The sequence below is a fragment of the Nocardia pseudovaccinii genome (assembly GCF_050942345.1).
GTDB classification, from domain to species: Bacteria; Actinomycetota; Actinomycetes; order Mycobacteriales; family Mycobacteriaceae; genus Nocardia; species Nocardia pseudovaccinii.
The window spans coordinates 573,313-599,742 of the sequence record NZ_CP192074.1 but is presented as its reverse complement, the minus strand read 5'-3'; the positions used below and the strand labels follow the sequence as shown (position 1 = coordinate 599,742).

At 66.1% G+C, this 26,430-nt stretch carries 20 protein-coding genes and 2 pseudogenes; 14 read left to right on the top strand and 8 right to left on the bottom strand.

Going from position 1 to position 26,430, the window contains the following annotated elements; translation table 11 throughout:
• Positions 1 to 78: 78 nt before the first annotated feature.
• The 7 genes and pseudogenes from ACQPZ2_RS02745 to ACQPZ2_RS02715 all read left to right on the top strand — a co-directional run bounded on the left by ACQPZ2_RS02745 (position 79) and on the right by ACQPZ2_RS02715 (position 7,531).
• Positions 79 to 1,047 carry an EamA family transporter gene (locus tag ACQPZ2_RS02745; protein WP_433524155.1) on the top strand — a complete coding sequence of 323 codons (969 nt, stop codon included), beginning with the start codon at positions 79 to 81 and terminating at the stop codon, positions 1,045 to 1,047.
• 487 nt (positions 1,048 to 1,534) lie between these two features.
• Positions 1,535 to 3,253, top strand: coding sequence for a hydroxysqualene dehydroxylase (locus ACQPZ2_RS02740; RefSeq protein ID WP_433524154.1), 1,719 nt, complete (start codon positions 1,535 to 1,537; stop codon positions 3,251 to 3,253).
• A gap of 214 nt (positions 3,254 to 3,467) precedes the next feature.
• Positions 3,468 to 4,041: pseudogene (locus tag ACQPZ2_RS02735) on the top strand (pyridoxamine 5'-phosphate oxidase family protein).
• A gap of 71 nt (positions 4,042 to 4,112) precedes the next feature.
• Positions 4,113 to 5,348 (top strand): MurT ligase domain-containing protein, encoded by a 1,236-nt coding sequence (locus tag ACQPZ2_RS02730; protein WP_433524153.1) that lies wholly within the window; start codon positions 4,113 to 4,115, stop codon positions 5,346 to 5,348.
• Between the two features lie 40 nt (positions 5,349 to 5,388).
• Complete coding sequence (locus ACQPZ2_RS02725) at positions 5,389 to 6,108, top strand: type 1 glutamine amidotransferase (protein WP_433524152.1); 720 nt, start codon at positions 5,389 to 5,391, stop codon at positions 6,106 to 6,108.
• Between the two features lie 75 nt (positions 6,109 to 6,183).
• Complete coding sequence (locus ACQPZ2_RS02720) at positions 6,184 to 7,059, top strand: DUF2637 domain-containing protein (RefSeq protein WP_433524151.1); 876 nt, start codon at positions 6,184 to 6,186, stop codon at positions 7,057 to 7,059.
• A gap of 46 nt (positions 7,060 to 7,105) precedes the next feature.
• The gene (locus ACQPZ2_RS02715; RefSeq protein WP_433524150.1) at positions 7,106 to 7,531 is read left to right on the top strand and encodes a hypothetical protein; all 426 of its coding nucleotides are present in this window, start codon (positions 7,106 to 7,108) and stop codon (positions 7,529 to 7,531) included.
• A 31-nt stretch (positions 7,532 to 7,562) separates the two neighbouring features.
• Here ACQPZ2_RS02715 and ACQPZ2_RS02710 read toward each other — a convergent pair.
• The 5 genes and pseudogenes from ACQPZ2_RS02710 to ACQPZ2_RS02690 form a co-directional block, all read right to left on the bottom strand.
• Positions 7,563 to 8,663: pseudogene (locus ACQPZ2_RS02710) on the bottom strand (zinc-binding metallopeptidase family protein); the annotation flags it as partial.
• A gap of 4 nt (positions 8,664 to 8,667) precedes the next feature.
• Positions 8,668 to 9,582 (bottom strand): transglutaminase family protein, encoded by a 915-nt coding sequence (locus ACQPZ2_RS02705; protein ID WP_433524149.1) that lies wholly within the window; start codon positions 9,580 to 9,582, stop codon positions 8,668 to 8,670.
• Positions 9,579 to 12,704 carry a circularly permuted type 2 ATP-grasp protein gene (locus ACQPZ2_RS02700; protein ID WP_433527297.1) on the bottom strand — a complete coding sequence of 1,042 codons (3,126 nt, stop codon included), beginning with the start codon at positions 12,702 to 12,704 and terminating at the stop codon, positions 9,579 to 9,581. The genes ACQPZ2_RS02705 and ACQPZ2_RS02700 overlap by 4 nt, the downstream gene beginning before the upstream one ends.
• 28 nt (positions 12,705 to 12,732) lie before the next feature.
• A complete protein-coding gene (locus tag ACQPZ2_RS02695) occupies positions 12,733 to 16,377 on the bottom strand; it encodes a DUF2126 domain-containing protein (RefSeq protein ID WP_433524148.1) in 3,645 nt (1,214 codons plus the stop codon).
• Positions 16,378 to 16,900: 523 nt separating this feature from the next.
• Positions 16,901 to 17,509 (bottom strand): hypothetical protein, encoded by a 609-nt coding sequence (locus ACQPZ2_RS02690; RefSeq protein WP_063046361.1) that lies wholly within the window; start codon positions 17,507 to 17,509, stop codon positions 16,901 to 16,903.
• A gap of 178 nt (positions 17,510 to 17,687) precedes the next feature.
• Here ACQPZ2_RS02690 and ACQPZ2_RS02685 point away from each other — a divergent pair, with 178 nt between their 5' ends.
• From ACQPZ2_RS02685 to ACQPZ2_RS02675, 3 genes are read left to right on the top strand one after another with little or no spacing between them, the layout of a single operon-like run.
• Positions 17,688 to 18,020 (top strand): YbaB/EbfC family nucleoid-associated protein, encoded by a 333-nt coding sequence (locus tag ACQPZ2_RS02685; protein WP_084509499.1) that lies wholly within the window; start codon positions 17,688 to 17,690, stop codon positions 18,018 to 18,020.
• A gap of 13 nt (positions 18,021 to 18,033) precedes the next feature.
• Positions 18,034 to 18,642 (top strand): recombination mediator RecR, encoded by a 609-nt coding sequence (gene recR / locus ACQPZ2_RS02680; protein WP_040685989.1) that lies wholly within the window; start codon positions 18,034 to 18,036, stop codon positions 18,640 to 18,642.
• Between the two features lie 36 nt (positions 18,643 to 18,678).
• Positions 18,679 to 19,293 carry a LysE family translocator gene (locus tag ACQPZ2_RS02675; RefSeq protein WP_433524147.1) on the top strand — a complete coding sequence of 205 codons (615 nt, stop codon included), beginning with the start codon at positions 18,679 to 18,681 and terminating at the stop codon, positions 19,291 to 19,293.
• A 2-nt stretch (positions 19,294 to 19,295) separates the two neighbouring features.
• Here the strand turns inward: ACQPZ2_RS02675 and ACQPZ2_RS02670 are convergent, their stop codons facing one another.
• Both ACQPZ2_RS02670 and ACQPZ2_RS02665 read right to left on the bottom strand, forming a co-directional pair.
• Complete coding sequence (locus ACQPZ2_RS02670) at positions 19,296 to 19,940, bottom strand: hypothetical protein (protein ID WP_433524146.1); 645 nt, start codon at positions 19,938 to 19,940, stop codon at positions 19,296 to 19,298.
• A gap of 102 nt (positions 19,941 to 20,042) precedes the next feature.
• On the bottom strand, positions 20,043 to 21,521 hold the full coding sequence (locus ACQPZ2_RS02665) for a DUF6882 domain-containing protein (protein WP_433524145.1): 1,479 nt from the start codon (positions 21,519 to 21,521) through the stop codon (positions 20,043 to 20,045).
• 183 nt (positions 21,522 to 21,704) lie between these two features.
• Here ACQPZ2_RS02665 and ACQPZ2_RS02660 point away from each other — a divergent pair, with 183 nt between their 5' ends.
• Both ACQPZ2_RS02660 and ACQPZ2_RS02655 read left to right on the top strand, forming a co-directional pair.
• Positions 21,705 to 22,520 carry a MerR family transcriptional regulator gene (locus ACQPZ2_RS02660; protein WP_433524144.1) on the top strand — a complete coding sequence of 272 codons (816 nt, stop codon included), beginning with the start codon at positions 21,705 to 21,707 and terminating at the stop codon, positions 22,518 to 22,520.
• Positions 22,521 to 22,536: 16 nt separating this feature from the next.
• Entirely contained in the window at positions 22,537 to 22,887 is a 351-nt protein-coding gene (locus ACQPZ2_RS02655; protein ID WP_433524143.1) for a VOC family protein, read from the top strand.
• Positions 22,888 to 22,925: 38 nt separating this feature from the next.
• On the opposite strand, the gene ACQPZ2_RS02650 is transcribed toward ACQPZ2_RS02655, so the two are convergent.
• A complete protein-coding gene (locus tag ACQPZ2_RS02650) occupies positions 22,926 to 23,360 on the bottom strand; it encodes an SRPBCC family protein (protein WP_387294110.1) in 435 nt (144 codons plus the stop codon).
• Between the two features lie 313 nt (positions 23,361 to 23,673).
• Between ACQPZ2_RS02650 and ACQPZ2_RS02645 the strand changes: the two genes are divergently transcribed.
• Entirely contained in the window at positions 23,674 to 25,110 is a 1,437-nt protein-coding gene (locus ACQPZ2_RS02645) for an FAD-binding oxidoreductase (RefSeq protein ID WP_433524142.1), read from the top strand.
• Positions 25,107 to 26,423, top strand: coding sequence for a class I SAM-dependent methyltransferase (locus tag ACQPZ2_RS02640; protein WP_387294108.1), 1,317 nt, complete (start codon positions 25,107 to 25,109; stop codon positions 26,421 to 26,423). The genes ACQPZ2_RS02645 and ACQPZ2_RS02640 overlap by 4 nt, the downstream gene beginning before the upstream one ends.
• Positions 26,424 to 26,430 lie beyond the last annotated feature (7 nt).

Sequence of the window (26,430 nt, the reverse complement as noted above, 5' to 3'; positions counted from 1 at the left end):
AACCATTAAGTGATGCTACATCGATAGTGCATATTTATTCGATTGTTCTTATCGATTTCATTACCGACGATAAGGAATGTGACCAATCGTGACCGCTTGCTCGGGCTTACCGTTGTCCTGTTCTGGGGGCTGAACTTCATTGCTATTCGGGTGGGGCTGGACCACTTTCCGCCGTTCTTCTTCGCCGCACTGCGGTTCGTGGTGATCGCGGTGCCGGTGCTGGCGTTCGTGCCACGACCGAAGGTGCCGCTGCAGTGGTTGCTGCTGTATGGGATCGGGTTCGGGATTCTGCAATTCGCGTTCCTGTTCACCGCCATGCGCGCGGGCATGCCGACGGGGTTGTCCTCACTGGTGCTGCAATCTTCTGCGCCGTTCACGGTTGTGCTGGGTGCGCTGTTCCTGCGGGAGCGGTTGCGGGTGACACAGTTGCTCGGCATCGGCGTCGCCGTTGCGGGCATCGTGGTGATCGGGCTCGATCGCGCACAGCATGCGGCGCTGTTGCCAGTGCTGCTGACGCTGGCGGGCGGTCTCGGGTGGGCCTTCGGCAACATCGGCTCGCGTTTGGCCACGGCCTCCGGCGAGGTCAACCCACTGCATCTGACGCTGTGGATGACGGTTGTGCCACCGATCCCGATGTTCGCGCTGTCCGCGTTCATCGAAGGGCCGACGACCGGCCTGCATGCGCTGACCGATGTCACGTCCCCCGGCGGCTGGCACGCGCTGCTCGGCCTCGCCTACATCGTCGCGCTCGGCACCATCGCGGGCTCAGGCCTGTGGACCTACCTGATGAGCCGGTATCCGGCGAGCACGGTCGCCCCCATGTCCCTGCTCGTCCCTGTGGTCGGCATCCTCGCCGCCTGGGCCGCCTTCGGCGAGGACCCGACGCCGCTGTCACTGCTCGGCGGAGCCATCGTGATCGCGGGCGCGTTCGCGGCGACGAAGGCGGGACGGCGCGATGCGAATACCACAGCGGCGGAACCGGTTTCGCCCGCTACCCCGGCGCCGGAGCCGACCCTCGGCAAGCAACCCCGACTGGTGGACGCCTGAGCCGACCGCCAAGCGATCGCCACAGCGGCGCAACCGATCCCGACCGCGCCCCAGCGCCAGAGCCGACCCTCGGCAAGCAACCCCGGTTCGAACGGCCCAGAGCTATCGTGCAGGTCCATTTCCGTCTCGCCAACACAGCCTGCGATAGTCAGCCCAGCCCAGCCGCACGCGATTTACCTGCCCCCTTTCGCCAACACCGCCATAACGATGCCCTGACCTGCGAAGTTTGCGTACAACCCCGGTTCCAGAAACCAACTCGACCCGGTCACACCGCCCGGTAGTGTCTGCCCCGCTGTATTCGTGACCTGGTCGAATGCGAGGCCGACCGGGTCCGGCGGTAGGGGTGGGTCGGCTCACCCACAAGCTGCCGCTTTACAGTGTTTGGCGGCGGTAGAGATCGGTCCAAAGGCTTAGGGCAGCAAAGAAGCGCATGGCACATCAACAGTGGACCGTTTCGCGAAGAACGATGCTTCGCGGCACGGTTGCGATGGGGGCAGCAACGGCGGGGGCGCTGGCGGCCGGTGGGCTGAGACCCGCGCCTGCCGCGGGTAGTCCCGGCGGCGGGCGGGTCGCGGTGCTCGGCGGCGGGGTCGCGGGATTGACCGCGGCACATGAATTGGCCGAGCGTGGATTCCAGGTCACTGTATTCGAGAGACGTGCGCTCGGGGGCAAGGCGCGCAGTATTCCGGTGCCGGGCAGCGGGTCTGGCGGACGGCCGGATCTGCCCGGTGAGCACGGGTTCCGCTTCTTTCCCGGCTTCTATCAACACATTCCGGACACCATGCGGCGAATTCCGTTCGCGGGCAATCCGAATGGCGTTTGGGACAATCTGATCGGCGTGCCGGAGGCACGTTTCGCCCGCCGCGGCGGCGATGATTTCCGGCTTCCCCTCGGCCCCAAGGCTCGCACGAATTTCACTCCGGACGCGTTCCGCGAAACGATGGGCGCGGCGATCGCGACCGCCCTGAAAATGCCCGCCGAGGAAGGCGCCTACTTCGCCGATCGCCTGCTGGTATTCAACTCCAGCTGCGACGCCCGGCGGTTAGGACAGTGGGAGCACACCTCGTGGCGCGATTTCGTCGGCGGCCACCAGCGCTCCCACGAATTCCGCGCCCTGCTCTCGCGCACGCTGACCAGCATCATGGTCGCCGCGAAGGAGGATGTCGCCAGCGTCCGCACCATCGGCACCATGGGCGAACAGTTCCTGGGCAACCCCTTCGAAATCGGCAACGACGGCGCGTTGGACCGGGTGCTCAACGGGCCGACCAATTCGGTGTGGATCGATCCATGGGTGCAGCGACTGCGCGACCTCGGCGTGCAATTCGCGCTCGGAGCCGAGGTACGCGGACTCGAGGTGCGCGATCGGCGGATCGCCTCGGCCCGCATCGTCGATGAAGACGGCGCACAGCGCAGCATCGACGCCGACTATTTCGTGGTCGCGTTGTCCGCCGAACGGGCCCGCGCGCTCTGGTCGCCCGACGTGCTCGAGGTGCGCCCGGAACTGGCCGCGATGGATCGCCTCTTCGTCGACTGGATGAACGGAATCCAGTTCTATCTGCGCAGGCCGATGGATATTTCCCACGGCCACACCGCCTATATCGATGCCCCGTGGTCGCTCACCTCGATCACCCAGAATCAGCTGTGGACGCGCAAACTCACCGAATTCGGCGACGGCACGGTACGGGACTGCCTTTCGGTCGACATCTCCGATTGGAACTCCCCCGGCATGCTCTACGGCAAGCCCGCCAAGGAGTGCACGCACGAGGAGATCGCGCGCGAAGTGTGGGCGCAGCTGCGGGCGCATCTGAACGACCGCGACGACCTGTTGCGCGATGCCGATCTGCATTCCTGGTTCCTCGATCCGGGCATCAGCTGGCAGGAATCCCAGCGGCGCAATGCCAATGCGGATCCGCTGCTGATCAATACCGCCGGGTCGTGGGAGTGCCGGCCGCAGGCCCACGGCGCGCTCGAGAACCTGTTCCTGGCAGGCGATTACGTGCGCACCAATGTCGATCTGGCAACCATGGAGGGCGCCAACGAATCCGCGCGCGACGCGGTCAATGCCATTCTCGACGTTTCGGGTTCGAATGCCGAACGCTGCCGCAAGTTCACGCTCTACCGAGCCAACGAATTGGAGCCGCTGCGCCAGATCGATGCCGACCGGTACGCCGCGGGCCAGCCGAACCTGTTCGACGTGCGTCTCTGACCCGTGACTCAATGCGCGGATCACCGTAGAGTCAACGTGATCACTGATTTCGTAAGCACATGGGTAACTCGCCGGGTACGCCCAAGACTTGTTCAGCACGTATCCGGCGGCCCGGAACGGGGGTCTACACGTGCACAACGACCGGCAAAAGTTCCGGGGAGGCGGGGGAGTGATCACCGACCCGGCCGAGCTGCGGCAGTTGCTCGGGGAGGTCATGCCGCGAGCCGCGACGAAGGAGCGCATCGCACTGCATCCCCGCGACCGCGACTGGATCGCGGCCACCCCGTTCATCGCCCTGAGTACCAGCGATGCCGACGGCAATTGCGACACCTCACCGAAGGGCGATCCGGCCGGTTTCGTGAAGGTGCTCGACGACACCACCATCGCCATTCCGGAACGGCCGGGGAATCGCAGGGCCGACGGCTACCTGAATATCCTCAGCAATCCGCACGTCGGGCTGCTGTTCATAATTCCGGGCCGCAGCGAAACGCTGCGCATCAACGGCCGGGCGCGGCTGGTTCGCGACGCACCGTATTTCGACGACATGGTGGTCAAGGGCCATCGGCCGATCCTGGCGATCGAGGTCGCTGTCGAGCAGATCTTCTTCCACTGCGCCAAGGCGTTCATCCGCAGTCACCTGTGGGAACCGGAGCAGTGGCCCGGTCGACAATCTGCCCACTCCCGCTCAGCTCGTCAAAGAGGTCCAGACCAATGTGACGGAGTCGGTGGAGGAATTGGAGCGCTACTACTCGCCGGAGAATTACAACGCCAAGCTGTACCGGGAGTGAGTACGGTCACTGCGGCCGAGCGGGTGGGCCGCAGCGAATGCGCCGCCGGGCAGAACACATAGACTCGCGGCGTGGCAGACATAACGGTGCGCGGGCGACTCGCGCTGCGGGCGGCGGCGGCAGCGTCGTGGGCCTCGCAGAAGGCGGGCCGCGGCAAGGGGTCGATGATCGGCGGGCTGATCGCCCTGCAGATCGATAAGACGATCATGGATCAGCTGGGCCGCGGGCGGCGCACCGTGCTGGTGACCGGCACCAATGGCAAGTCGACCACCACCAGGATGACCACCGCCGCACTGAGTACCCTCGGCAAGGTCGCCACGCAGGCCGACGGCGCGAATATGGACGCGGGCATCGTGGCCGCGCTGAGTGCGCACCGCGGGACGCCGCTGGCCGCGATCGAGGTGGATGAACTGCATCTGCCGCACGTCACCGATTCGCTGAATCCGTCCGTGGTGGTCCTGCTGAATCTCAGCCGCGATCAGCTGGATCGGGTCGGCGAGATCAATATGATCGAGCGCAAGCTGCGCGCCGGACTGGCGCGGCATCCGCAGACCGTGGTGATCGCCAACTGCGACGACGTGCTGGTGACCTCCATTGCCTACAACCACCCGAATGTGGTGTGGGTCGCGGCGGGCAGCGGTTGGTCGATGGATGCGACGAGTTGTCCGCGCAGCGGTGAGCCGATCGTCTGGGAGGGTGCGCATTGGCGCAGCACCGGCACGGATTTCGAACGGCCCGAACCGAATTGGTGGCTGGACGGCGATGAGCTGGTCGGACCCGACGGTGTCCGGCTGCCGCTGAAATTGGCGCTGCCCGGACGGGCCAATAAAGGCAATGCCGCGCAGGCGGTCGCCGCGGCGGTCGCCCTCGGCGCGGATCCGGCGGCGGCGGCGACCGCGGCGGGTACGGTGCGCGAGATCGCCGGTCGCTATCGGACGGTGCAGGTCGGCGAGCACGCCGCCCGGCTGCTGCTGGCGAAGAATCCGGCGGGCTGGCAGGAGGCGCTGTCGATGATCGAGCCCGATTCGGCCGGTCTGGTGATCGCCGTGAATGGGCAGGTGCCCGACGGCGAGGATCTGTCCTGGCTGTGGGATGTGCGATTCGAGCACTTCGAGGGCATTCAAGTGGTGGCCGCCGGTGAGCGCGCCACCGATCTCGCGGTGCGCCTGACCTATGCCGGAGTCCGGCACACCACGGTGCCGGATCCGTTGCATGCCATCGCATCCTGCCCGGCGGGACGGGTCGAGGTGCTGGCCAACTACACCGCGTTCCGCGATCTCAACCGCGATCTGGAGGGCCAGAACTGATGGAAGCATCGCGTAGCGATTCGATGAGGGTGGTGGCCGGGTGACGGGCGGGCCCGAATCGACCGTACGAATCGGCTTGGTGCTGCCCGATGTGATGGGCACCTACGGCGACGGCGGCAATGCGCTGGTGCTGCGGCAGCGACTGCGCATGCGCGGCCACGACGCCGAAATCGTCGAAATCACCCTGTCCGACCCGGTTCCCGAGTCGCTCGACATCTATACCCTTGGCGGAGCGGAGGATTCGGCGCAGCGCCTGGCCACCCGCCATCTGCAGCGCTATCCCGGCCTGCAGCGGGCCGCCGCGAAAGGTGCTCCGGTACTCGCCATCTGCGCCGCCATCCAGGTGCTCGGCCACTGGTACGAGACGTCCACCGGCGAGCGCGTCGACGGCGTCGGCCTCATCGACGTCACCACCTCCCCGCAGGCCAAGCGCGCCATCGGCGAGGTGACGACCACCCCGCTGCTCCCCGGCCTCACCGCCGCCCTCACCGGCTTCGAAAACCACCGTGGTGGAACCAAACTCGGCGGTGACGCCACCGGGCTCGCGCACGTCACCCGCGGTGTGGGCAACGGTGTCGGCGACGGACTCGAGGGCGTGGTCCAGGGCTCGACCATCGGCACCTATATGCACGGCCCCGCCCTCGCCCGCAATCCGGAACTCGCCGACCTCCTGCTCGCGCGCGTCCTCGGCGTGGATGAACTCTCCCCACTGCATCTTCCGGAGGTGGACCAACTCCGCCGAGAACGCCTGCGCGCCTGAGCGTCGGGGCAACGCGCCGCGCTTTTCGCCGGGTGCCTCGGCGGAATACGGAGTGATGCACGATACGCTCCCGCTATGGCGACGATCACATCTACGGAATCGGAACTGCTCGAGGAACAGTCGGCATCGACGGATCGTCGGCCGTCCTTGGTCACCCGGCTACGGGCATGGCGGCCGCGCCCGCTACATGCTTCGGCAATCGTCACGGGCGTCGTCGCACTCACCTCATTCGAAATGTCTTTTGCCGCATTGCACGACCTGTCGGTGCGAAACCTGGTGGCTCCGGCGCTCGCCGCGAACGTGCCGATCGCCATCGACGGACTGGTCATCGGTTCGATCATTGCCACCGCCACCTTCAAGCGGCGCAGTTCGGCTTGGTGGTACGCCACCGCGCTGTTCGTCTTCTGGACCCTGGTGTCGGTGGCCGGAAATATCGAGTACGCGCGCGAAATCGGGGGTAGCCCCGTGTCTTTGTCGCTGTACGCCGGTATGCCGTTGACCATGCTTTTCGCGGTGCATCTCACCCTGATGCTGTTCGGGCGCGGACGCGAGCGCACACGCGCCGCGGAGCAGGCCCCGGCAGCGCAGCAGCCCCCCGCAGAGCGGGAGGACCGCACACCGGCGATGTCGGCGGACCTCGCACCGGTAACGCCAGAAGTCCACGGCGAAGCGGCAGAGCAGGATTGGGATCTCGCGGCAGAGCAGGATTGGGATCTCGCGGCGGAGGACGATCGGGACGGTGCGGCGCAGGACGATGGGGATTCGGCATCCCAGCAAGAGCGTGTCGTGTCCCCGCGGGGCGCCGCGATCCTGGAGAATACCGACCCGCTGCCCGTCGCTCCGAAAAAGCTGCTGGCCAGCGCACTGCCTCGGACAGCAGCCGCGCCGCGGATCACTCCGACATTCGCGACCAACGGCGCGGGCGGCAAGACAACGATCAACCCCTTCTGACTCGAAACTGCTTCAGCCACAATCGGACACGTCGATGGAGTAAGCGATGGCTTTTACCGTTTGGCAAGACCAGGGCGTAGAACAATTCCGGGAGGTCGCGGGCCGGCTGGCGTCGGTGATCCAGAGCGGCATAGATCGCTCGGGCGCGTTGAACCAGTTCGCGGAATCGATCAGCAGCGGAGAAACATTCACCGATCTGATGATCGAATACGCATCCCGGTGGTTCACCGAAACCGGCGGGCGATCGACCTTGATCGGTCCGGAGTTGTTCTGGTTGCTGTCGGAGCCGAGCCCGCGCCGGGTATCCGGCGCCGGCCTGCGTGTCCAGGATTCGTATCTGGATACCGAATTGACGGCCGGACAGCGAGCCCGGATTTTGCTGCTGATCTGCGTATACGAGGCGCTGGCGCAGAATCAGTGGGGACCGGAAGGCATGGCGGAGCACGTGATCGCGACCAACGGGGTCGGCTAGGTCAGCGGGGCTCCGGCGTGGTGCAGAGGTCGTGTACCAGGCGCATTTTTTCGAGCACCGGATCGGGCAGGACGAAGGGATAGAGATCGTCGTGGCCCATTGAGCGGTTGACCATATTGAGCGACCAGGCCAGGGGCAGCCAGAGGTCGATAATGCGGTCGAAGCCGGCGCGGCCCACTTGCGGACGGTCCAGGGTCGCGCCGGCGGGGGCGATGCCGAACGCGGCGGCGGTGTCGAGGGTGTCGCGGATGTGCAAGTAGTGCGCGAAGGTTTCGGCCCAGTCCTCGGCGGCGTGCATGGTGGCGTAAGTAGAGACGTAGCCGGTTTCCCAACCCGCGGGTGCGCCCTCGGAGTAGTGGCTGTCCAGTGCCGCTTGGTAGTCGGCGTCCGGATCACCGAACAGATTCCGGAAGCGTTGCGCGGCATCGTCATCGGCGACCAGCACCGAGAAGTAGTAGTGGCCGATTTCGTGGCGGAAATGGCCGAGCAGAGTGCGGTACGGCTCATCCATCTCGATGCGCAATTGTTCGCGATGCGGGTCGTGAGCCTCGGCCAGATCCACGGTGATCACACCGTTCTTGTGGCCGGTGACGACGCGGTCGATGGCGCTGGAGAGCAGGTCGAAGGCCAGGCCGGTTTGCGGGTTCCGGTCGCGGCCGATGATCGGCAGACCGAGTTCGACCAGTTCCATGATCAGTCGGCGCTTGGCGGCCTCGGCCTCGGCGAAGGCCTGCAGGCCCGCGGCGTCGAGATCGTTGGGGCGGGTACGGGTCAGGCGGCAGGATTCGCACAGTCGCGGTCCCTCATTGCCGTCCGTGGGCGACGCGGTGATCTGCCAGGGTTCCTCCGACGTACCCGATGGAGCCGGCACGATCGCACTGACCGAGACCTCGGTACCGGGCACGGGCACCAACCAATTGCATTCCGCCACATGCAAGTTGTCGCAGAGCCGGAACCGGTCGCGATCGACAACGCCCTTCGACCGATCCACCGCCGCGTCGCCCGGCGGATCGCCGATCACCACCAGCGCGCGATCGGCCAGACTGAAACCCAATGGGCTGGAACAGGACAGGCACACCGAATTCTCGAAGGCCAGCTGTTGTCCGCAGTTCGGACAGGTGAAATCGCGCATATCGCTACACCTCTACCGGCGCCACGTCGACGGATACGGTGATCGAGCTCTCCTTGGCGTCGGTGTAGATGATGCCACGCAGCGGCGGCACATCGGCGTAATCGCGACCCCATGCGACGGTTACGTACCGTTCGTCGGCGAATTGGTCGTTGGTGGGGTCGAAGCCGATCCAGTGACCGGTCCGGTCGTGTGCGGTATCGCCGGGGACCCATATCGCGGACCAGGCGTGCGTCGCGTCCGCGCCGACCATGCGTTCCTTACCCGGGGGCGGATCGGTCGCCAGATAACCGGACACATAGCGCGAGGCCAGTCCGTGTGCGCGCAGGCAGGCCGCGCCGATTCTGGCGAAGTCCTGGCAGACGCCCGCGCGTGCGGCGAAGACGTCGGCGACCTTGGTGGAGACCGTCGTCTCGCCGGATTTGTAGGTGAAGTCGTCATAGATGCGGGTGTTGAGTTCGGTTACGGCTTCCAGTAGCGGCCTGCCGGGTGTCAAGGATTCGGCGGCGTATGCGGTGACCTCGGGGGTGATCTCGGGCGGATGCAGGTCGAGGGTGAATTCCACCGCCAATGGGCCATTGGCGGTGGACGGGCGGGCCTGCTCCCAAGGCTTACCGGTGGCGCTCACCGCGGTTGCATCGGGTATGTCGACCTCGACCACGGATTCCCCAGTGACCATGAGCTTCGTATGTTCCGCCGTCACATGGAAATACGAGGTGGTGTTGCCGTACACGTCGGTGCCGATCGAGCGGTCCGATGGCGTCGGATCGATATGGATCTCATGCGAGAGCAGACGCTGTCCGGGAAACTCCCGCGGCGTCAGATAGGCGCGCCCATAAGAACTGGTGACTTCGTCGGAGTATTTGTAGATGGTGCGATGCTCGACCCGGTAGTGCCGGGCGGCGGCGTTGCGCGCGATCATCCAACGACCCTCGTACTACCCCACAGCGGCTGGATGCCGACCGGCAGCGCCAGTTTCGTGGTCTCGAAGGATTCGGAGATCTTGCGCAACCGCAAATGCACGCCCTCCAGCAACTCGGCCAGTTCGGTACGTCGGCCCTCGGCATCGGTGACATCCAGATCGGCCGGATCCACCCGTCGCAGCATGCGCTGGGCATCGGCCAGCAGTCGTTGCGGGCGTGAGGATCCCGACGCGCCCGGCAGCGCCTGGAAGTCGGCATCGAGCTGATCGAGCTGATAAGCCAGCGAGCGCGGATTCCCGGCATCGAAAAGCAGCAGTCCGGCCACCGCCGATACCCGCACCGAATCCCGGTGCCGCCGCCGGTAACTCACCGACGACTCGGTCGCCTTCAGCACCGTCTCGGTGACCACCCGCTCGGCTTCCGGCGGATAGACCGTCGTCAGCGCGGCCCCCAGCAATGCGGTCAACGACAGCCCCCGTTCGATGCGCTTGCCGATATCCATGACGTACCAACCGGTATCGCGCACCAGCGATTCGGCACCGATACCGGCCAGCGAAAGCAGCGCCGCCAACGACAGCGAATGCACCGCCGACAATGCCGATTCCTGATCGTCACCGGTGAATCGATACTCCTCCAGCGCCCGATCCACCGCACCCAGAATCATCCAGGTATCCACCGACAACTGATCGCGCACCGCCCGCGCCGCCGACCCGTACCGATTGATCGCAAACGCCATCGACCCCGGCATATCCCGATCAACAGTCAACGCCACCAAATAGTCATGCCCCTCCCGCCCCTCCTCGGGCACCACCGACCGCGCAGTAATCGCCGCAATCGGCTTCGAGGGGTCAGCCGAGCCCGACGCCGCTCCCGCGGCACTCGCCCCTCGCCCACCCGACTGCGACGATCCCGGCTCATCGGAGCCTGAAGCCGCTGCCCTGATGTCCGGTCCCCGCGCGGCCGACTGCGTTTGCGATCCGGGGGCTTCCGATGCGGCCGGACCGGACCCTGGCAGCTGCGCACCGGAATTCGCATCCAACCCGGGCTCGCCGGAACCAGACGGCGCTCCCGTCGCCTCGGGCCCGTGGCCAGCCGAGGGCGACGCAGGCGGTTCCGCCCCGGCCGGACCCGACGCCCCTGCTGCACGAGGACCGGGTCCTGCCGCCTGCGATTGCGTTTGTGACCGTGCAGCTGACTGGCGCGGCTCCGCACCAGTCGCACTCGGCTCCGCAGACACATTCTCGACTGCCCCGGCACCATGCACACCACCGGGCAGCACGCTGAGCGGAGCCGGCGTGCCGGTGGTGTGGGCCAGCGCGGCCATGAGTACGGGTAGGGCGTCGGCGCCTTCCAGCCAGGGGCGGTAGCGGTAGTCCTGGTAGCAGTTGTGCGTTGCGATCAGTTGGCGTACAACGGCTTCCGCGCGTTCGCCGTAGCGACCCATCCAGAACAGGTCGTTGAGTACACGGGGGGAGCTGACCGGTTCGATAGCCGGGGCGCGGCGTTCGCGTTCCTCATGGGCGGGTTCGGTGCTGATGGCGGCGACGGCGGTCGGGGCCGCGCGGACCCAAATGTCTTTGGCGGCAACCTTTATGACCACCCGCTCGGGTTGCAGGCGTTGGCGCAGTTGGCCGAGGCCGCCCTCCATTGCGGTATAGCCGCCGCGTCGGGCGAGCGAGAACAACCGCATACCGACCGGCGCCGAGGCGAGTCCGCCGTAACCCTGCACCGCGGGCGCGACCGAGAACTGCGCGGGTTCCTGTCCGACCCACTGCCAGCCGCGGTCCTCGATCCGAGCGGCGAGTTCCGTGCGTTCCGCATCGGACAGTTCCGGACCGAACAGCGTCGCACCGTCGACCGCCGAGCAGATGATCAGCCGATCCAGATTCGCGATCAGATGCGACCGTTCGCTGTCATTGCCACCCCAGTACGTCGGCGCGCTCTCGAGCGCCAACTCCTCTCCGAGCAGCGCCCGCGAGATCCGCGGCAGGAATCCGGCCAGCGCCGGATTCTCCAGCAATCCGCTGCCGATCGTATTCACCACGGTCACCGCACCACGTCGCAGCACCTCGACCAGCCCGACCACCCCGAGCCGCGAATCCGGCCGCAGATCGAGCGGATCGGAGAATTCGGCGTCTACCCGGCGCAACACCACATCGACCCGCTTCAGCCTGCCGAGCGAGCGCATCCACAGCGCACCATCGCGCACCACCAGATCCGCACTCTCCACCAGCGGAAAACCCAGCGTCGAGGCGAGATAGGCCTGATCGAAAGCGGTTTCGGAATGCACACCGGGACTGAGCACCACGACGACCGGATCATTGTCATCGGCCATCGGCGCGGATTCGATCAGCATCAACCGCATGGCCCGCGCGAACGGCGTGAGCGGACGCGGATTGGAATGTTCGAAGGCCTCGGGAATCGCCGTCGAAACCACCCGTCGATCCGCCAGCGCGTATCCGGCACCCGACGGCGCCTGCGCCCAGTCGGCGATCACGCGGAACTGTCCGTCGCTCCACCGGCTGAGATCGCAGGCGTGCAGGAACAACTGGTGCCGCCCGGGAATCGTGATGCCGTGCGCGGCCCGCACATATCCACGATTGCCGAACACCACCTCCGGCGGCAGCAGACCGGTGGTGATGGTGCGGCGCGCGCCGTAGATATCGGTGAGCACCTCGTCGAGCACCCGCGAGCGCTGCACCAGCCCGGCCTCCAGCCGGATCCAGTCGTCGGCGGAGACCAGCAGCGGAATCGGATCCAGCCGCCAGGCGGTCGGCATGGGCGGTTCGCCCGCCGCGCCCACCTCGGTGTAGTAGATGCCGTCGTCATCGATGAGCCTGCGCACCCGGCTGTCCAGCCGCCCGAGCCCGGTCGTGCCCAATTCCACGAAATCGGCGGACAGCTCCGACCACATGCGCCGCACACCACCCGCGGGATCGACCAGCTCGTCGTAATACCCGCCCGTCGGCCGACCGCATTCGTCGTAGCCCGCGGTATCCGCGCCCTCGGCGCGATATCTGGCGAACTGTTCCACGACCTGCTCGCGGACACTCAGCCGTCCGGCATTCGACAGCGTCGTCTCGGATTCCCGAGCACCCGAGCCGCGCGCTTCGTCGCGCATAGTCACCGCGCCGACCTCCGCCCCTCGCCTACCGATCGCTGACCAGTCCCCACACCGTGCGCGCCCGGCGCAGATCGAGGATGCCCGGCGCGCCGATGTCGATGGACTGTGCTGCCATCTTCGCACGTAGCACCCCTGGATCGACCCGGGAAGTGGTGTGGCCCGCCGCCTCGAACCGCCGGTTGCGGCGCGATTGCGCGGCCACCGCGTTGACCGGTGGCTCGTCAAAGGCCATGCCGCCGGGGTGCGCGACGTGATAGGTGCAGCCGCCGCGGGACAACCCGGTCTCGGCGTCGATCAGATCGAATACGAGCGGCGCGTCGACGGTGATGGTCGGGTGCAGCGAATTGGGCGGCTGCCATGCGCGATAGCGCACTCCGGCCACTTGCACATCGGCCTTGTCGGTGGCGAGCAGCGGCACCGGCATCCCATTGCAGGTCACCATGAGGCGGTCGCGGTCCGCACCGACCACCCGGACCTGCAACCGCTCCACCGAGGAGTCGACATAGCGGGCGGTGCCACTCGCCGCGGTCTGTTCGCCGAGGGTATTCCACGGCTCGATCGCGCCGCGCAGTTCGAGTTCGACATCGCCGAGCACCACGGTCCCGATGCGCGGGAAGCGGAATTCGGTGAAAGGGTCGAGCCAGCTGGTGTCGAATTCGATGCCGTGCGCACGCAGGTCGGCGGCCACCTCCGCGATATCGGTCATCAGGAAATGCGGCAGCAGATAGCGGCCGTGCAGATTAGCGCCATGCCGAATCAGTTTGGCCTGCAATGGTTCCGCCCAGAACCGGGCGACCAGGCCGCGCACCAGCAGCGACTGCACCATGGCCATCTGGAAATGCGGCGGCATCTCGAAGCCGCGCAGCTCCACCAATCCCAGTCGGCCCCTTGCCGTTTCCGGACTGTAGAGCTTATCTATGCAGAATTCGGCGCGGTGGGTGTTGCCGGTGAGGTCGGTGAGCAGATGACGCAGCGCCCGATCGATATGCCACGGCGCATCCGAATCCCTGCTCAGCCGAGCGATTTCGGCGAAGGCGATCTCCAATTCGTACAGCGCGTCCTCGCGGCCCTCGTCCACCCGAGGCGCCTGTGAGGTCGGACCGACGAAGCGACCGGCGAACAGATACGACAGCGCCGGATGCCGCTGCCAGTATGTCAGCATCGAGACAAGCAGATCCGGACGGCGCAGCAGCGGTGAGCGCGCGGGTGTCACGCCGCCGAGTGTGATGTGATTGCCGCCGCCGGTTCCGCTGTGCGTCCCGTCGACGTCGAAGGATTCGGTGCCGAGCCGGACCAGTCCGGCCTGCTCGTAGAGCGTCGAAAGCAGTTCGGCCTGTTCGCCGAAGGAGGCGGTCGGCTGCACATTCACCTCGATCACGCCGGGATCCGGTGTGACCGAGAGGGTGCGCAGCCTGATATCGACGGGCGGGGCGTAGCCCTCGAGCACCACCGGCTGACCCACCGCCGCCGCGGCCGCCTCGACGCGCTGGATCAGCTCGAGGAAGTCGTCCAGTTCTTCCAGTGGTGGCAGGAAGACGTGCAGTCTGCCATTGCGGACCTCGCCGACTAGTGCGGTGGTCGGCTCCCAATCCGGGTCCTCCACCACGGCGGGTGGTTCGGTCCGCGGGAACTGTAGCGGTCCCATGAACAGCGGATCACTGTCCGGGCGTGGACGCGGCGGCTGCCATGAGACGGCATCCAGCGGCAAGCGCAGACCGGCCGGAGAATCGCCCTCCGACAATACGATTCGCCCCTCCGGCTGGTCGGGTGACTTACCGCGCCGCATCCGCCAGTCGGCACTCGCCCACCCGGCGCCGTCCGCGCGGCGATACAGCGAAAGCAGATAGGCGGCGGGCGCGGTCACGCCCGTGTCGAGCCGCGCCAACAGTTCCTTGCGCGCTTGCGCCGAATCCTGTTCCAGATCATCGGCCGGATCTACCGGATCACCTTCGGGCGCACGGACACTGCCCGCCAGCCGGGCCAGCGGGTCCTCGTAGGCCGGACGCACCTGGGTGTCCGGCAGTCCGAGACTTGCGGCGACATGCGCGACCAGCGCGCAGGCGGATTCGGGACCGGCGGGCGCCGGCCACGACGTACGAGTAGTTGATCCGGTGCCGGGAGCCGACTCATTCCCGGTCGACGCGGGAGGGCATCCACCGCCTGGAACATTCGAATGAGGCTGCGGCCCTGACGAACTCCCGAGGCCACTGATCGAACCATGCTCCAGCACAGCAAGTTTCCCGACGCCATCACCTGGCCCGAACCCCACCGCTGAGCCATCGCTCGACACCGCGCCGTCAGCCGAAGTCGACTGCCGCCGTGCCGTATCCCCCGAGTGCTCGGCCATCGGCTCCACCCTGACGGACTCCCCCTCCGGCACCAAGGCAACCATCCGCGGTGGTGTCCACGGATCGGCAAGCAGATCCTGACGCGTCCAGACCGGTTCACCATCGGCGCGCCACGCGACCGCAATCTCCCAGCGCGGCAACGGTTCTCCCGGATACCACTTACCTTGCCGATACTGCGTCAACCCGGTCGGCGCATAGATGCGACGCAACCGATCGGCGAGATCGACGGCACGTTCGCGTTTGCGCGGCCCGTCCGCCTCGGTCGTCCATTCCGGGCTGGTCTGATCATCGATCGATACGAACGTCGGCTCGCCACCGATGGTCAGCCCGACATCGGCCGTGCGCTCGTCGACCGCCGCACCCGCGGCCGTGATCCGCTCCCACTGGGATGCGGTGTAGGGCAATGTGGTTCGCGGATCCTCATGGACCCGCCGCACGGTATTGGCGAAATCCATGGTCGTCTCGGTCCGGCCGGTCGCGCCGGTGATCGGCGCCGACGAGGTCGGATGCGGTGTCGCGGCCAGCGGTATATGCCCCTCGCCCGCGAATAGTCCGGAGGTCGGATCGAGGCCGACCCACCCCGCGCCGGGCAGGAACACCTCGGTCCAGGCATGCAGATCGGTGAAATCGGCGGGCGGTCCCGACGGCCCGTCGAGTGCGGGCACGTCCTGCGCCAACTGCACCAGATATCCGGAGACGAACCGCGCCGCCAGCCCGAATTCCCGCAGGATCGACACCAGCGACCACGCCGAATCGCGGCACGACCCGATCGCGCTGCGCAGGGTGTGGTCCGGCGATTGCACACCGGGCTCCATCCGAATCGTGTACCCGACGTCATCGCGCAGCGCCTGATTGACCGCGACCAGGAAATCGATGGTGCGCGGCCGATCGGTCGGCGTATACGCGCGCGCCCATTCGCGAACCAGCGCACCGGGTCCCGAACCCGGCTCGGATTCATCGACCGGACGCAGATACGGATCCAGATCCGCGACCAGCTCCGGGCTGTAGGCGAACGGAAAGTGCTCGGCGTAATCCTCGATGAAGAAGTCGAACGGGTTGATCACCTCGAGATCGGCGATCAACCCGACGGTGATGGACAACTCCCGCGCCGGATTCGGAAAGACCAGCCTGGCAAGGAAATTCCCGAACGCGTCCTGCTGCCAGTTGCAGAAGTGATCGCCCGGGAGGACCCGCATCGAGTACGCCTCGATCTCGGTCCGCGAATGCGGCGCGGGCCGCAATCGCACTACATGGGGGTGGACCTCCACCGACCGGTCGAAGGTGTAGGTGGTCCGGTGTTCGAGCGACACCTTGATGCCCATGCAGCAAGTTCATCACAACCGAGCCAGCTGTGTTCGAATTGCGGTGTTCCCGGGGCCCTCCGTGGTTACGCAAGCTGCCGCCTCCGGGCCCGTCGCTCACGCCTGCGCCTCGCTGGCGCTCGGCTCCGGCGGCCGCGATGCGCGCTGTGGCACGGTTCGCTCGCTGCGCTCGCTCACACCGCGGAGACGCAGCATGAACAGTCGGTTTCCGGACAGCCGCCGTCCCGATGCCGTCGCGCGACACGCGACCGATCTCCCACCACCTGTCCGGGGCGGGTGCTATGACCGATTCACGAACCGATCTCGTCTGGAGGCCATATGCGCGCGCCGACGTGTCCGTCCTGCGAATCCGCCATCGACCACTGTCACGGAACCCTGATCGTCCACCTCGGCCGCACCGCCGAATGCACCGATGCGGACTGCATCGATCTCGCCCACGCACGGCACGCATTCGTCGTCGACTGCGGTGACATTGCCGGAGGCTGCGCCTGCGCGGCACCGGATGTCACGCGCACCGCCCGAGCTAGTAGGTCAACGCGAAGGTGAGCAGCAAGGTGGTCTGGAAGTAGCCGCGCCACCAGGAGTAGCCGAACCAGACATTGGGCGTGATCTCGCGGATCTCGTCGTAGACCTGCGGGGTCGGTGACGGGGCATAGTTCAACGCCCAAGTCGGCCCGCCATCGGTGATCGCGGGTGCGGTGTAGACATCGGCCTGCCAGGCCTCGAGGCCCGCCTGGGTGACCCGGTTCACCAGAAAGCCACCGTCGGGGCCGGTGTAGAACGTCTTACCGATCCACAAGGCCGGGGCCACCACCTCCATGATGGGCGGCCTGGTCACCCAGCCGTTCGTAACTCCCCTCGGCACCTCGCCGCGCGGTGCGTTGCGGAAGATCGCGTCCTGCTGTTCGGCCGAGCAGCGCGACCGCAGCGAGTCGATGGTGGCGGCCGGATTGTCGGGATAGAGGACGCACCCGCCGCCATAGTCCACCGCCGTGTCGACGACCTCGGTGTCGGCAACCTCGGGGTCGACGATGCCGGAGTCGGCGGCGGCGAGGCCTGCACCCAGGAACAGACTGGGAAATCCCAGTGTGAGCACCGCGGTGCCCATGAAAATAACTCGGTTTGCGCGCATTGCTGTCTCCAGAACTCACCACACCCGGGTCCCCGACCCGGTATCGATCGTAAGACGGTGGCCTCGCAGACATCTGATTGAAAATCGAACTGTTATCTGGCGGCTCGGGGCTGCGGGCACCGCTGTTGCCGCGCCCACTAGGCTGGGCGACGATACTTTCCGCAGAGAGGAACAAGCCGTGCAGCCCGGTGGTCAGTTCGATATGCAGCAATTACTCGCCCAGGCGCAGCAGATGCAGCAGGCGGTGATGCAGGCCCAGGCCGAGATCGCGGCGACCGAGGTGCAGGGACAGGCCGGTGGCGGCCTGGTCCAGGTCACCATCAAGGCGACCGGTGAGGTCGTCGCGCTGAGCATCGATCCGAAGATCGTCGACCCCGACGATGTCGAGGGGCTGCAGGATCTGGTGATCGGCGCGGTCAACGACGCCATGTCCAATGCGCAGCAGCTCGCTGCCGAGCGGCTCGGCCCGCTGGCCGGTGGCGGGTCGCTGCCGGGTCTGCCCGACTTCTGATCCGGGGACGTCTTTGTACGAGGGCCCCGTCCAGGATCTGATCGACGAATTGGGCAAGTTGCCCGGCGTCGGTCCGAAAAGCGCGCAGCGCATCGCATTTCATCTGCTCCAGGTCGAGCCGCCCGACATCGACCGGCTGCAGGCCGCTTTGCAGAAGGTGCGCGACGGCGTGCAGTTCTGCATTGTCTGCGGCACGGTCTCGGATAACGAAATGTGCCGCATCTGTTCGGATCCGCGCCGCGACCGCACCATGATCTGCGTGGTCGAGGAGCCGAAGGATGTGCAGGCCATCGAGCGCACTCGCGAATTCCGCGGGCGCTATCACGTGCTCGGCGGCGCGCTCGATCCGCTCAGCGGCATCGGGCCGGATCAGCTGCGCATTCGAGAGCTGTTGGCGCGCATCGGCAATCAGGAGGACGGCGTCGATGTCAGCGAGGTGATCATCGCGACCGACCCGAATACCGAGGGCGAGGCGACGGCAACCTACCTGGTGCGGATGCTGCGCGATTTTCCGGGCTTGTCGGTGACGCGTCTGGCATCCGGTCTGCCGATGGGCGGCGATCTCGAATTCGCCGACGAACTCACTCTCGGCCGCGCGCTATCAGGTAGGCGGGCACTGTAGCTTGCGTTCGGCCGGGCACGGGTTACTGTGTCGGGGATGAGCATCGAGTTCTTGCTGACCACGCTCGTCATCGTCGCCACACCCGGCACCGGCGTGTTGTTCACACTGGCGGCCGGACTTTCCCGGGGAACGAAGGCCAGCGTGATCGCGGCCTTCGGCTGCACGCTCGGCATCATTCCGCACATGGTCGCGGCCGTCACCGGATTGGCCGCACTGCTCAATGCGAGTGCCGTCGCCTTCCAGACGCTGAAGTATCTCGGTGTCGCCTACCTGCTGTACATGGCGTGGAATACGTTCCGGGACAAGGGGGCACTTGCCGTGCCCGAGGAAGAGGCCGGAACGCCGTCGGCCCGACAGGTGATCACATCGGCGGTACTGCTCAATATCCTCAACCCGAAGCTGACGATCTTCTTCTTCGCCTTCCTGCCCCAGTTCGTGCCGATCGGTGCCTCGAATGCGTTGGCGCGCATGCTCGAACTGAGCGGGCTCTTCATGCTCGCCACCTTCGTGGTCTTCGCGGTCTACGGCGCCTGCGCGGCCGCCGTGCGCAACCAGGTGATTTCCCGGCCCGCCGTGGTCACCTGGATGCGCCGGGTATTCGGGGCCTCGTTCATTGCCCTGGCCGGTCGCCTGGCAGTACAGAATCAGTAGCGTCAGACGGTGATTCGACTCCAGGGCAGGGCCTGCAGCCGGGTGCGGGCGTCGGTCGCCCAGTCCCAGATCAGGTCTGCGACGGTCTGCGGGTCGGTGACAGTGATGCCGAAGTGCTTCTCCGGGGCGCCATCTCGATATTCGAGGGTGAATGTCCCGGACTTGTCGCGGTAGGTCTGAATGTAGACCTGCTCGTCACGTTCGACGACCAGGTACGGATTCGGCGGGGCCAGCTCGGAAATCCACTGGTCGGCAAGGGCTTTCGTCAAATAGGGGAACTCGCCCGCCCCACCGTGGGTGACCAGCGCGGGCACATGTCCGGCCGGATCCATCAGCCAGGCCAGCTGCGGATCGTAGACGGCGTAGTTCAGCGGTGTCGCGATCTCGAACAGCAACTGCCGGACGAATCCGATCGCGTCGTACGGGCACGGCACGTGCAGCACCGCACCGGTCGCCGCGCCGCCGACCGGAACCGTGCTCAGGAATCCGTCCTGGTCGGGTAGTTCGGCATTGCGCCTGTTCAGCTCCGCCGCCATCGCCACGACCGGTTCCGTCTCGGGTCGCCCCTGCTGGGTAGCCAGATACACGTCGACCTGCGCGATCGTCATCGCGACACCGGACGGCAACAAGACGTGGTCGTAGCTCACGCGGCCAGCGTACTGGGGCCCGATGAAGTCGCTGCAGCACGTCGCTTCGGCCCCGGAATCCGGCCCGGCCCCACGTGTTCTTCAAGAAGCCGCGCGACCACGTCAGCGAACGGTCGGCGCGCTGCCGATCAAACCGTAGCCAACTCGCCCGACCGCGCCGTCGACGCCGAAATCGACGCGCACCTCGTACAGCCCGAAATGGCCCGTCAATCGGTGCGGCTCATCGAAATACAACGTGGGGATGCCATAGTGCCGGAAGTAGCCGACAACCAACTCGCGCATGACACGGTATCGGTTCCCCGAATTGGTCAGTGGGTGCACCATATTCGCCGCGGCATCGAAGACGGCGCAGGCCATCTCCGGATCCGTAGCAGGCGGGACAACGCGCTCGTCGATCAGCGCGACGGCGTGGTAGCCACCGTCGCCGGGAACAAATGCCCAGCCCACGGCGCCGCCGAGCTGAACAGCGGCGGCCGACAGCAGATCACAGGTGTTGTCGTCGTGCGGCATGGTTGCCGTGAGGTCGACGCGGTCCGCGGCGAGCTGGTCCGCACCGTGCTCGCGTGCCAGTCCGCGGACCGCGACGCTCCCCGCCCAGTCGTTGTCGGCCCATACCCACGTTCGGGAACCCCGGTCGTACCAACCGATTTCGACGGCCGCCACCGACAATTTCGGCAATTCGGCAAAGCCGAAGCGGCCACCGACCGGATCCCAGGTCGCCTGCGGATGCTCCAGCTCGGTCAGTTCCTCGGCGAAGTCGAGTAGTCCACCCTTCAGCCCCATCGTGATCGCCACCGCGGGTGCCAGCTCGACCAGCAGAGCGTCTGGGATGAACGGAGGCGCGGACGAAGGAGGCCGCGGTGCGGGTGTCTGGTCTGGACGATACGGCTGGTCGTCCGGGCCGATCATGCTCGCATCGATGATGTTGTCGCTCGCATCGACACGTGCGACCAACCGGTAGTAGTCGGGCAGTGTGAGTTCTATGCCCTCCGGGATCGGGCGAGCGACCAGCTCATGTGCCCTGGCATACCCCGTGACAACGTCTCGCGTTCCGTCGCCGGGCAGCAGCAGCGCCGCCATCCGCAGATATTCGCATACGCGTGCCGGATCCGGCTCGGCGTAGGTCAGGGTCTCATCGTCGGTGACGAGGTAGGTGTACGCACGGCCCCCGTGGTTGAACATCATCGCCCCGCGGGATCGCAGCACGCCGAGGGCGATCAAGGACAAATGATCAGCAGCGAGCTTCGGGTCCCAGAATTCGCCCAGATCCAACAACTCTTCGGTGAACTCCGGAATCCCGTGCCGCACACCGATATCACGCAACCGCGTCGAATGCGCCACGCCCGGCAGTCCCGCAAGAGCCGACTTCGCCCACGCCCACATGAACGTCAGATCCTCGGCGAAGGTCCCCAGCTGGCCGGAACGGTGCAACGCCCGCTCCCCGGCCCATGCCGTGCCCGCCTCGTGATCGATCCTTATCTGCCCGTTAGGTACCTGCTGTTGAAACGCCGAATATTGCTCGATCGCCACACCGAGATGGCCCCGCGCGAATGACAACAACGCAGCACTGAAATTGTCCATCTCAGCCGACGCTAGCAGGACTTCCGGCGGGCGGTCAGTCGAAATTGCGCGCCACGACTCGTCGATCGCGACAGCGCCGCGACCGAGATCGACCGCACAATCCCGCATGGGTGCGATCCGCGCCCGGCACGAAATTCGCGGGTCCTTGACTCTCCTGTAGCTGGAGGGTGTTCGCTGTGAGATATGGCAGCGACAGTGTCGATCGGAGAGTTCGCGAGGTTGACGTATTTCAGTGTGAAGACGCTGCGGTACTACCACGAGGTCGAGTTGCTGGAACCGGTCGCGATCGATGCGGGGTCGGGGTATCGGCGGTATTCGGTCGATCAGGTCGCGCAGGCGCATCTGATCCGTCGGCTGCGGGAGCTGGATATGCCGCTGCCGGAGATCAAAGCGGTGCTGGCGGCGCCGGATACCGAGTCCCGGGATGCCGCCTTGCGGGCGCATCTCGAACGCATGGAAGCGGAGTTGCGGCGCACGCAGTCGGTGGTTGCTTCGCTGCGCTCACTGCTCACACCGGCCGCGCCGATCGCCGTCGAATACCGGTCGATCGCGGCATTTCCGGCGCTCGCATACGTCGATTCGGTGAGCCGAGATGCGATCGGCGACTGGTGCGCCGCGGCATATCCGCTGCTGCACGAGACGTTGGCCGCGACGAATATCGCGCAGGCCGGTGTCGACGGCGCGACCTATTCGATGGAATTCTTCGAGGACGACGCGGGCGAGGTCGCCGCTTTCATCCCGATTCCGGCCGACCCGCGGATTGCGCTACCGAGCGAACTCTCGGTCATCGAACTGCCCGCGCGCCGGTTCGCGATCGCCGTGCACTCCGGCCCGTTCGACGATTTCGACCGCACCTACGGCGCCCTCGGCAGCCATGTCGCCGAACACGACACTTCGCTCGCCGAACCCGTCCGCGAGCTGTACGTCCTCGGTCCGGGCGAAATCGATGACCCCAACGCCTACCGCACCGAAGTCTGCTGGCCGATCGGTCGGCTCTGAAAGAGGGAGAACCGCAATGACACTCACGATCGGGCATATCACCTTCGACTGTGCCGACGCCGCGACGCTCGCCGGTTTCTGGTCCGAGCTGTTGAACCGTCCGCTGGACGAGAACGCGAGCCCGGAGTTCGCGACGGTCGGGATGGCCGAAGGTGTGGCGCCGGTGCTGATGTTCATCCAGGTGCCGGACAAGACGCCCGGCAAGAATGTGATCCACCTGGACCTGAAGGCCGCGGACTGGCGCGATCAGATCGATCGCGCGATCGGCCTCGGTGCCAAGCACATCGGTGATTTCGACGAGTACGGCACGCAATGGGCGACGCTGGCCGATCCGGAGGGCAATCTCTTCGATATCGCGGCCGGATAAGAAGAAGGCCCGACGCGTGTCGGGCCTTCCCTGCTATCTCAGGAGAGTTCGCGCTGCAGGTTCGCGAGCACCTCGGCCTGAATCTTCTTCAGCCCCAACGGCGCGAAGATGCCTTCGAAGATTCCCGCGATACCGCCCGCACCCTTCCACGACGTGCGCAGCGTGACCTGCGAACCCGTGCCGTCCGGCGTCACCGTCCAGGTGTTGACCAGCGTCGAATTCGAATCACGTTCGGTCACGATGGAATCCGAGACCGACACGACCGCGTGGATGTTACGGGACCGCTTCTCGGTGGCCTGCAGGGTCCATTCGGCGACGGTGCCCGCGCCCTGACCACCCTCGACCACCTTGTAGTCGCGGTAGTGCGCGGAGAGGATGCGCGGACGCACCTTCTCGTAATCCGCGATGGCCTCGAGTGCGCGCTGCGGATCCGCCGCGACGGCGATCGAACTGCTGGCGCTGACCTGTCCCACGATGAGCTCCTTGTCCGGGCAGTGATTTGCCTCTATCCTGCCCTGTCCCCGCCGCTGCGCAGCGACCAGGTCGGTCCTGTTGATCACCGCGCGCCGACCGGTCCGCACTGTTAGGCTTCCCGATCAGATTGCGCCGGAGGGGATCCATGCAATATGTCGTGCGAAGCGGGTGTTCGAAACCGCCCGGACCACCGCCGGACTGACACGGCGAGTCCCGGGTATTCCCGATGCAACAGATGCGTGACATTTATCCCTCGTCGGTGACCTCGCAGTGGCTTGTGTTACCGGTGCGTACTAGCGTCGAGGAGTGGCAGTGAGTCTGTTGGGGAAGGCCGGGCCCGCATCGGCCGCACACGAATCAGGGTTCGCCGCGCATCGAGCGGGTGTGGACCGACTGTTGGCCAGTTATCGCGCGATTCCAACGAACGCCAACGTGCGACTGGCTAAGAAGACCTCGAATCTGTTCCGGGCCAGGGCCAAGAGCACCGCGCCCGGCCTGGACGTTTCCGGCCTCGCCAGGGTCATCGCGGTGGACGCGGAAGCCAAGACCGCCGACGTCGCCGGGATGACCACCTACGAGGATCTGGTCGCCGCCACACTGCCCTACGGCCTGGCCCCGCTGGTGGTGCCGCAGCTCAAGACGATCACCCTCGGTGGCGCGGTCACCGGCCTCGGCATCGAATCCAGCTCGTTCCGCAGCGGTCTGCCGCACGAGTCGGTGCTGGAGATGGACGTGCTGACCGGGGCGGGCGAGATCATCACCGCGACACCGGATGGCGAGCACGCTGACCTGTTCCGCGGCTTTCCGAACTCCTACGGCACCCTCGGCTATTCGGTCCGCCTGAAGATCGAGTTGGAGACCGTCCAGCCCTATGTGGCGCTGCGCCACGTCCGCTTCCACAACCTGCGCGAGCTGGAGTCCACCCTCGCCCGCATCGTCACCGACAAGACCTACGACGGCGAACGCGTCGACTACCTCGACGGCGTGGTCTTCACCGCCGACGAGAGCTATCTGACACTCGGCCGACAGACCGACGAGCCCGGCCCGGTCAGCGACTACACCGGCATGGACATCTACTACCGGTCCATCCAGCACGACTCCGACCGGCCCAAACGCGACCGGCTGAGCATTCACGACTATCTCTGGCGCTGGGACACCGACTGGTTCTGGTGTTCCCGCGCCTTCGGCACCCAGAACCCGAAGATCCGCCGGTTCTGGCCGAAGCGCTACCGGCGCAGCAGCTTCTATTGGAAGCTCATCGCACTCGATCACAAGTACGATATCGGCGACAAATTGGAGGCCCGCCAGGGCAATCCGCCGCGCGAGCGTGTGGTGCAGGACATCGAGGTTCCGGTCGAGCGGACCGCGGATTTCGTCGAATGGTTCCTGCGCGAAATTCCGATCGAACCGATCTGGCTGTGCCCGCTGCGACTGCGCGAAAACGACGCATCGGCAACGGGGCGTCCATGGCCGCTGTATCCGCTGCAGCCGAACCGTACCTACGTCAATGTCGGATTCTGGTCCGCGGTGCCGACCGTCGCGGGTCAGCAAGAGGGCAAGGCCAACCGCGCGATCGAGCAGACCGTCACGGAGTTCGACGGGCACAAATCCCTGTACTCGGATTCGTATTACGGCAAGGATGAATTCGCGGCCCTGTACGGCGACGAGACCTACACCGAATTGAAGAAGCGCTACGACCCGGACCAGCGACTGCTGGATTTGTATTCGAAGGCGGTGCAACGCAAATGACTACATTCAAGGACCGTTCCGATGTCTTCGCGGACCTCGGGACAAAACTCAGCATTGCCGAGATCTTCGAGACGCTGATCGACGGCGATGTTCCGATTCGGCTGACCGCCTACGACGGCAGCGCGACCGGGCCGGAGGATTCGGAATACACCCTGGAGATCAAGTCGCCGCGTGGGATCAACTACCTGGCCACCGCGCCGGGTGATCTCGGCATGGCCCGCGCCTACATCGCCGGCGATATGACGGCCACCGGCGTGCACCCCGGCGACCCGTACGACATTCTCCGGGCGATGGACGGGCTGAAGTTCCGTCGTCCGTCGGCGCTCGCGCTGGTCACCATCGCCCGCTCGCTCGGCTGGGAGCGGCTCAAGCCGATCGCACCGCCACCGCAGGAGACGCTGCCGCGCTGGCGCCGGATCGCGCTGGAGGGCCTGCGGCACTCCAAGACTCGCGACGCCGAGGCCATCCACCACCACTACGACGTCTCCAACACCTTCTACGAATACGTCCTCGGCCCCTCGATGACCTACACCTGCGCGACCTACGGGGACGAGAACTGGACGCTGGAGCAGGCCCAGGAGAACAAGTACCGCCTGGTCTTCGACAAGCTGCGGCTGAAGGAAGGCGACCGGCTGCTGGATATCGGCTGCGGCTGGGGCGGCATGGTGCGCTACGCGGCGAAGCGCGGCGTCAAGGTCATCGGCGCGACCCTATCCGCGGAGCAGGCGGAATGGGCGCAGCAGAAGATCGCCGAAGAGGGTCTGTCCGACCTCGCCGAAGTGCGGCATTCCGACTACCGCGATATTCCGGAGGTCGACTTCGACGCAGTCTCCTCGATCGGCCTGACCGAGCACATCGGGGTGCACAACTACCCGTTCTACTTCGACTACATCAAGAGCAAGCTGCGCGAGGGCGGCCTGTTCCTGAACCACTGCATCACCAGGCCGGACAACACCCGGACCACCAAGGCCGGTGACTTCATCGACCGCTACGTCTTCCCGGACGGCGAGCTGATCGGCTCCGGCCGGATCATCTCCGAGATCCAGAACATCGGCCTCGAGGTGATCCACGAGGAGAACCTGCGCGAGCACTACGCGCTCACCCTGCACGAGTGGTGTAAGAATCTGGTCGCCAACTGGGATGCCTGCGTCGAAGAGGTCGGCGAGGGCACCGCGAAGGTGTGGGGCCTGTACATGGCCGGTTGCCGACTCGGCTTCCAGCGCAATGTGGTTCAGCTGCACCAGGTGCTCGGCGTCAAGCTCGGCCCGAACGGCGAATCGGGTCTGCCGCTGCGTCCGTGGTGGCAGCCGTAATCAACGA

Bases quoted from the DNA above. Each gene is read 5' to 3' on its own strand.
- ACQPZ2_RS02740 (WP_433524154.1), top strand. From the start codon at position 1,535: ATGGGGGCAGCAACGGCGGGGGCGCTGGCGGCCGGTGGGCTGAGACCC.
- ACQPZ2_RS02720 (WP_433524151.1), top strand. From the start codon at position 6,184: ATGGCGACGATCACATCTACGGAATCGGAACTGCTCGAGGAACAGTCG.
- ACQPZ2_RS02715 (WP_433524150.1), top strand. From the start codon at position 7,106: ATGGCTTTTACCGTTTGGCAAGACCAGGGCGTAGAACAATTCCGGGAG.
- ACQPZ2_RS02705 (WP_433524149.1), bottom strand. From the start codon at position 9,582: ATGATCGCGCGCAACGCCGCCGCCCGGCACTACCGGGTCGAGCATCGC.
- ACQPZ2_RS02700 (WP_433527297.1), bottom strand. From the start codon at position 12,704: ATGCGCGACGAAGCGCGCGGCTCGGGTGCTCGGGAATCCGAGACGACG.
- ACQPZ2_RS02695 (WP_433524148.1), bottom strand. From the start codon at position 16,377: ATGGGCATCAAGGTGTCGCTCGAACACCGGACCACCTACACCTTCGAC.
- ACQPZ2_RS02690 (WP_063046361.1), bottom strand. From the start codon at position 17,509: ATGCGCGCAAACCGAGTTATTTTCATGGGCACCGCGGTGCTCACACTG.
- ACQPZ2_RS02675 (WP_433524147.1), top strand. From the start codon at position 18,679: ATGAGCATCGAGTTCTTGCTGACCACGCTCGTCATCGTCGCCACACCC.
- ACQPZ2_RS02665 (WP_433524145.1), bottom strand. From the start codon at position 21,521: ATGGACAATTTCAGTGCTGCGTTGTTGTCATTCGCGCGGGGCCATCTC.
- ACQPZ2_RS02660 (WP_433524144.1), top strand. From the start codon at position 21,705: ATGGCAGCGACAGTGTCGATCGGAGAGTTCGCGAGGTTGACGTATTTC.
- ACQPZ2_RS02655 (WP_433524143.1), top strand. From the start codon at position 22,537: ATGACACTCACGATCGGGCATATCACCTTCGACTGTGCCGACGCCGCG.
- ACQPZ2_RS02640 (WP_387294108.1), top strand. From the start codon at position 25,107: ATGACTACATTCAAGGACCGTTCCGATGTCTTCGCGGACCTCGGGACA.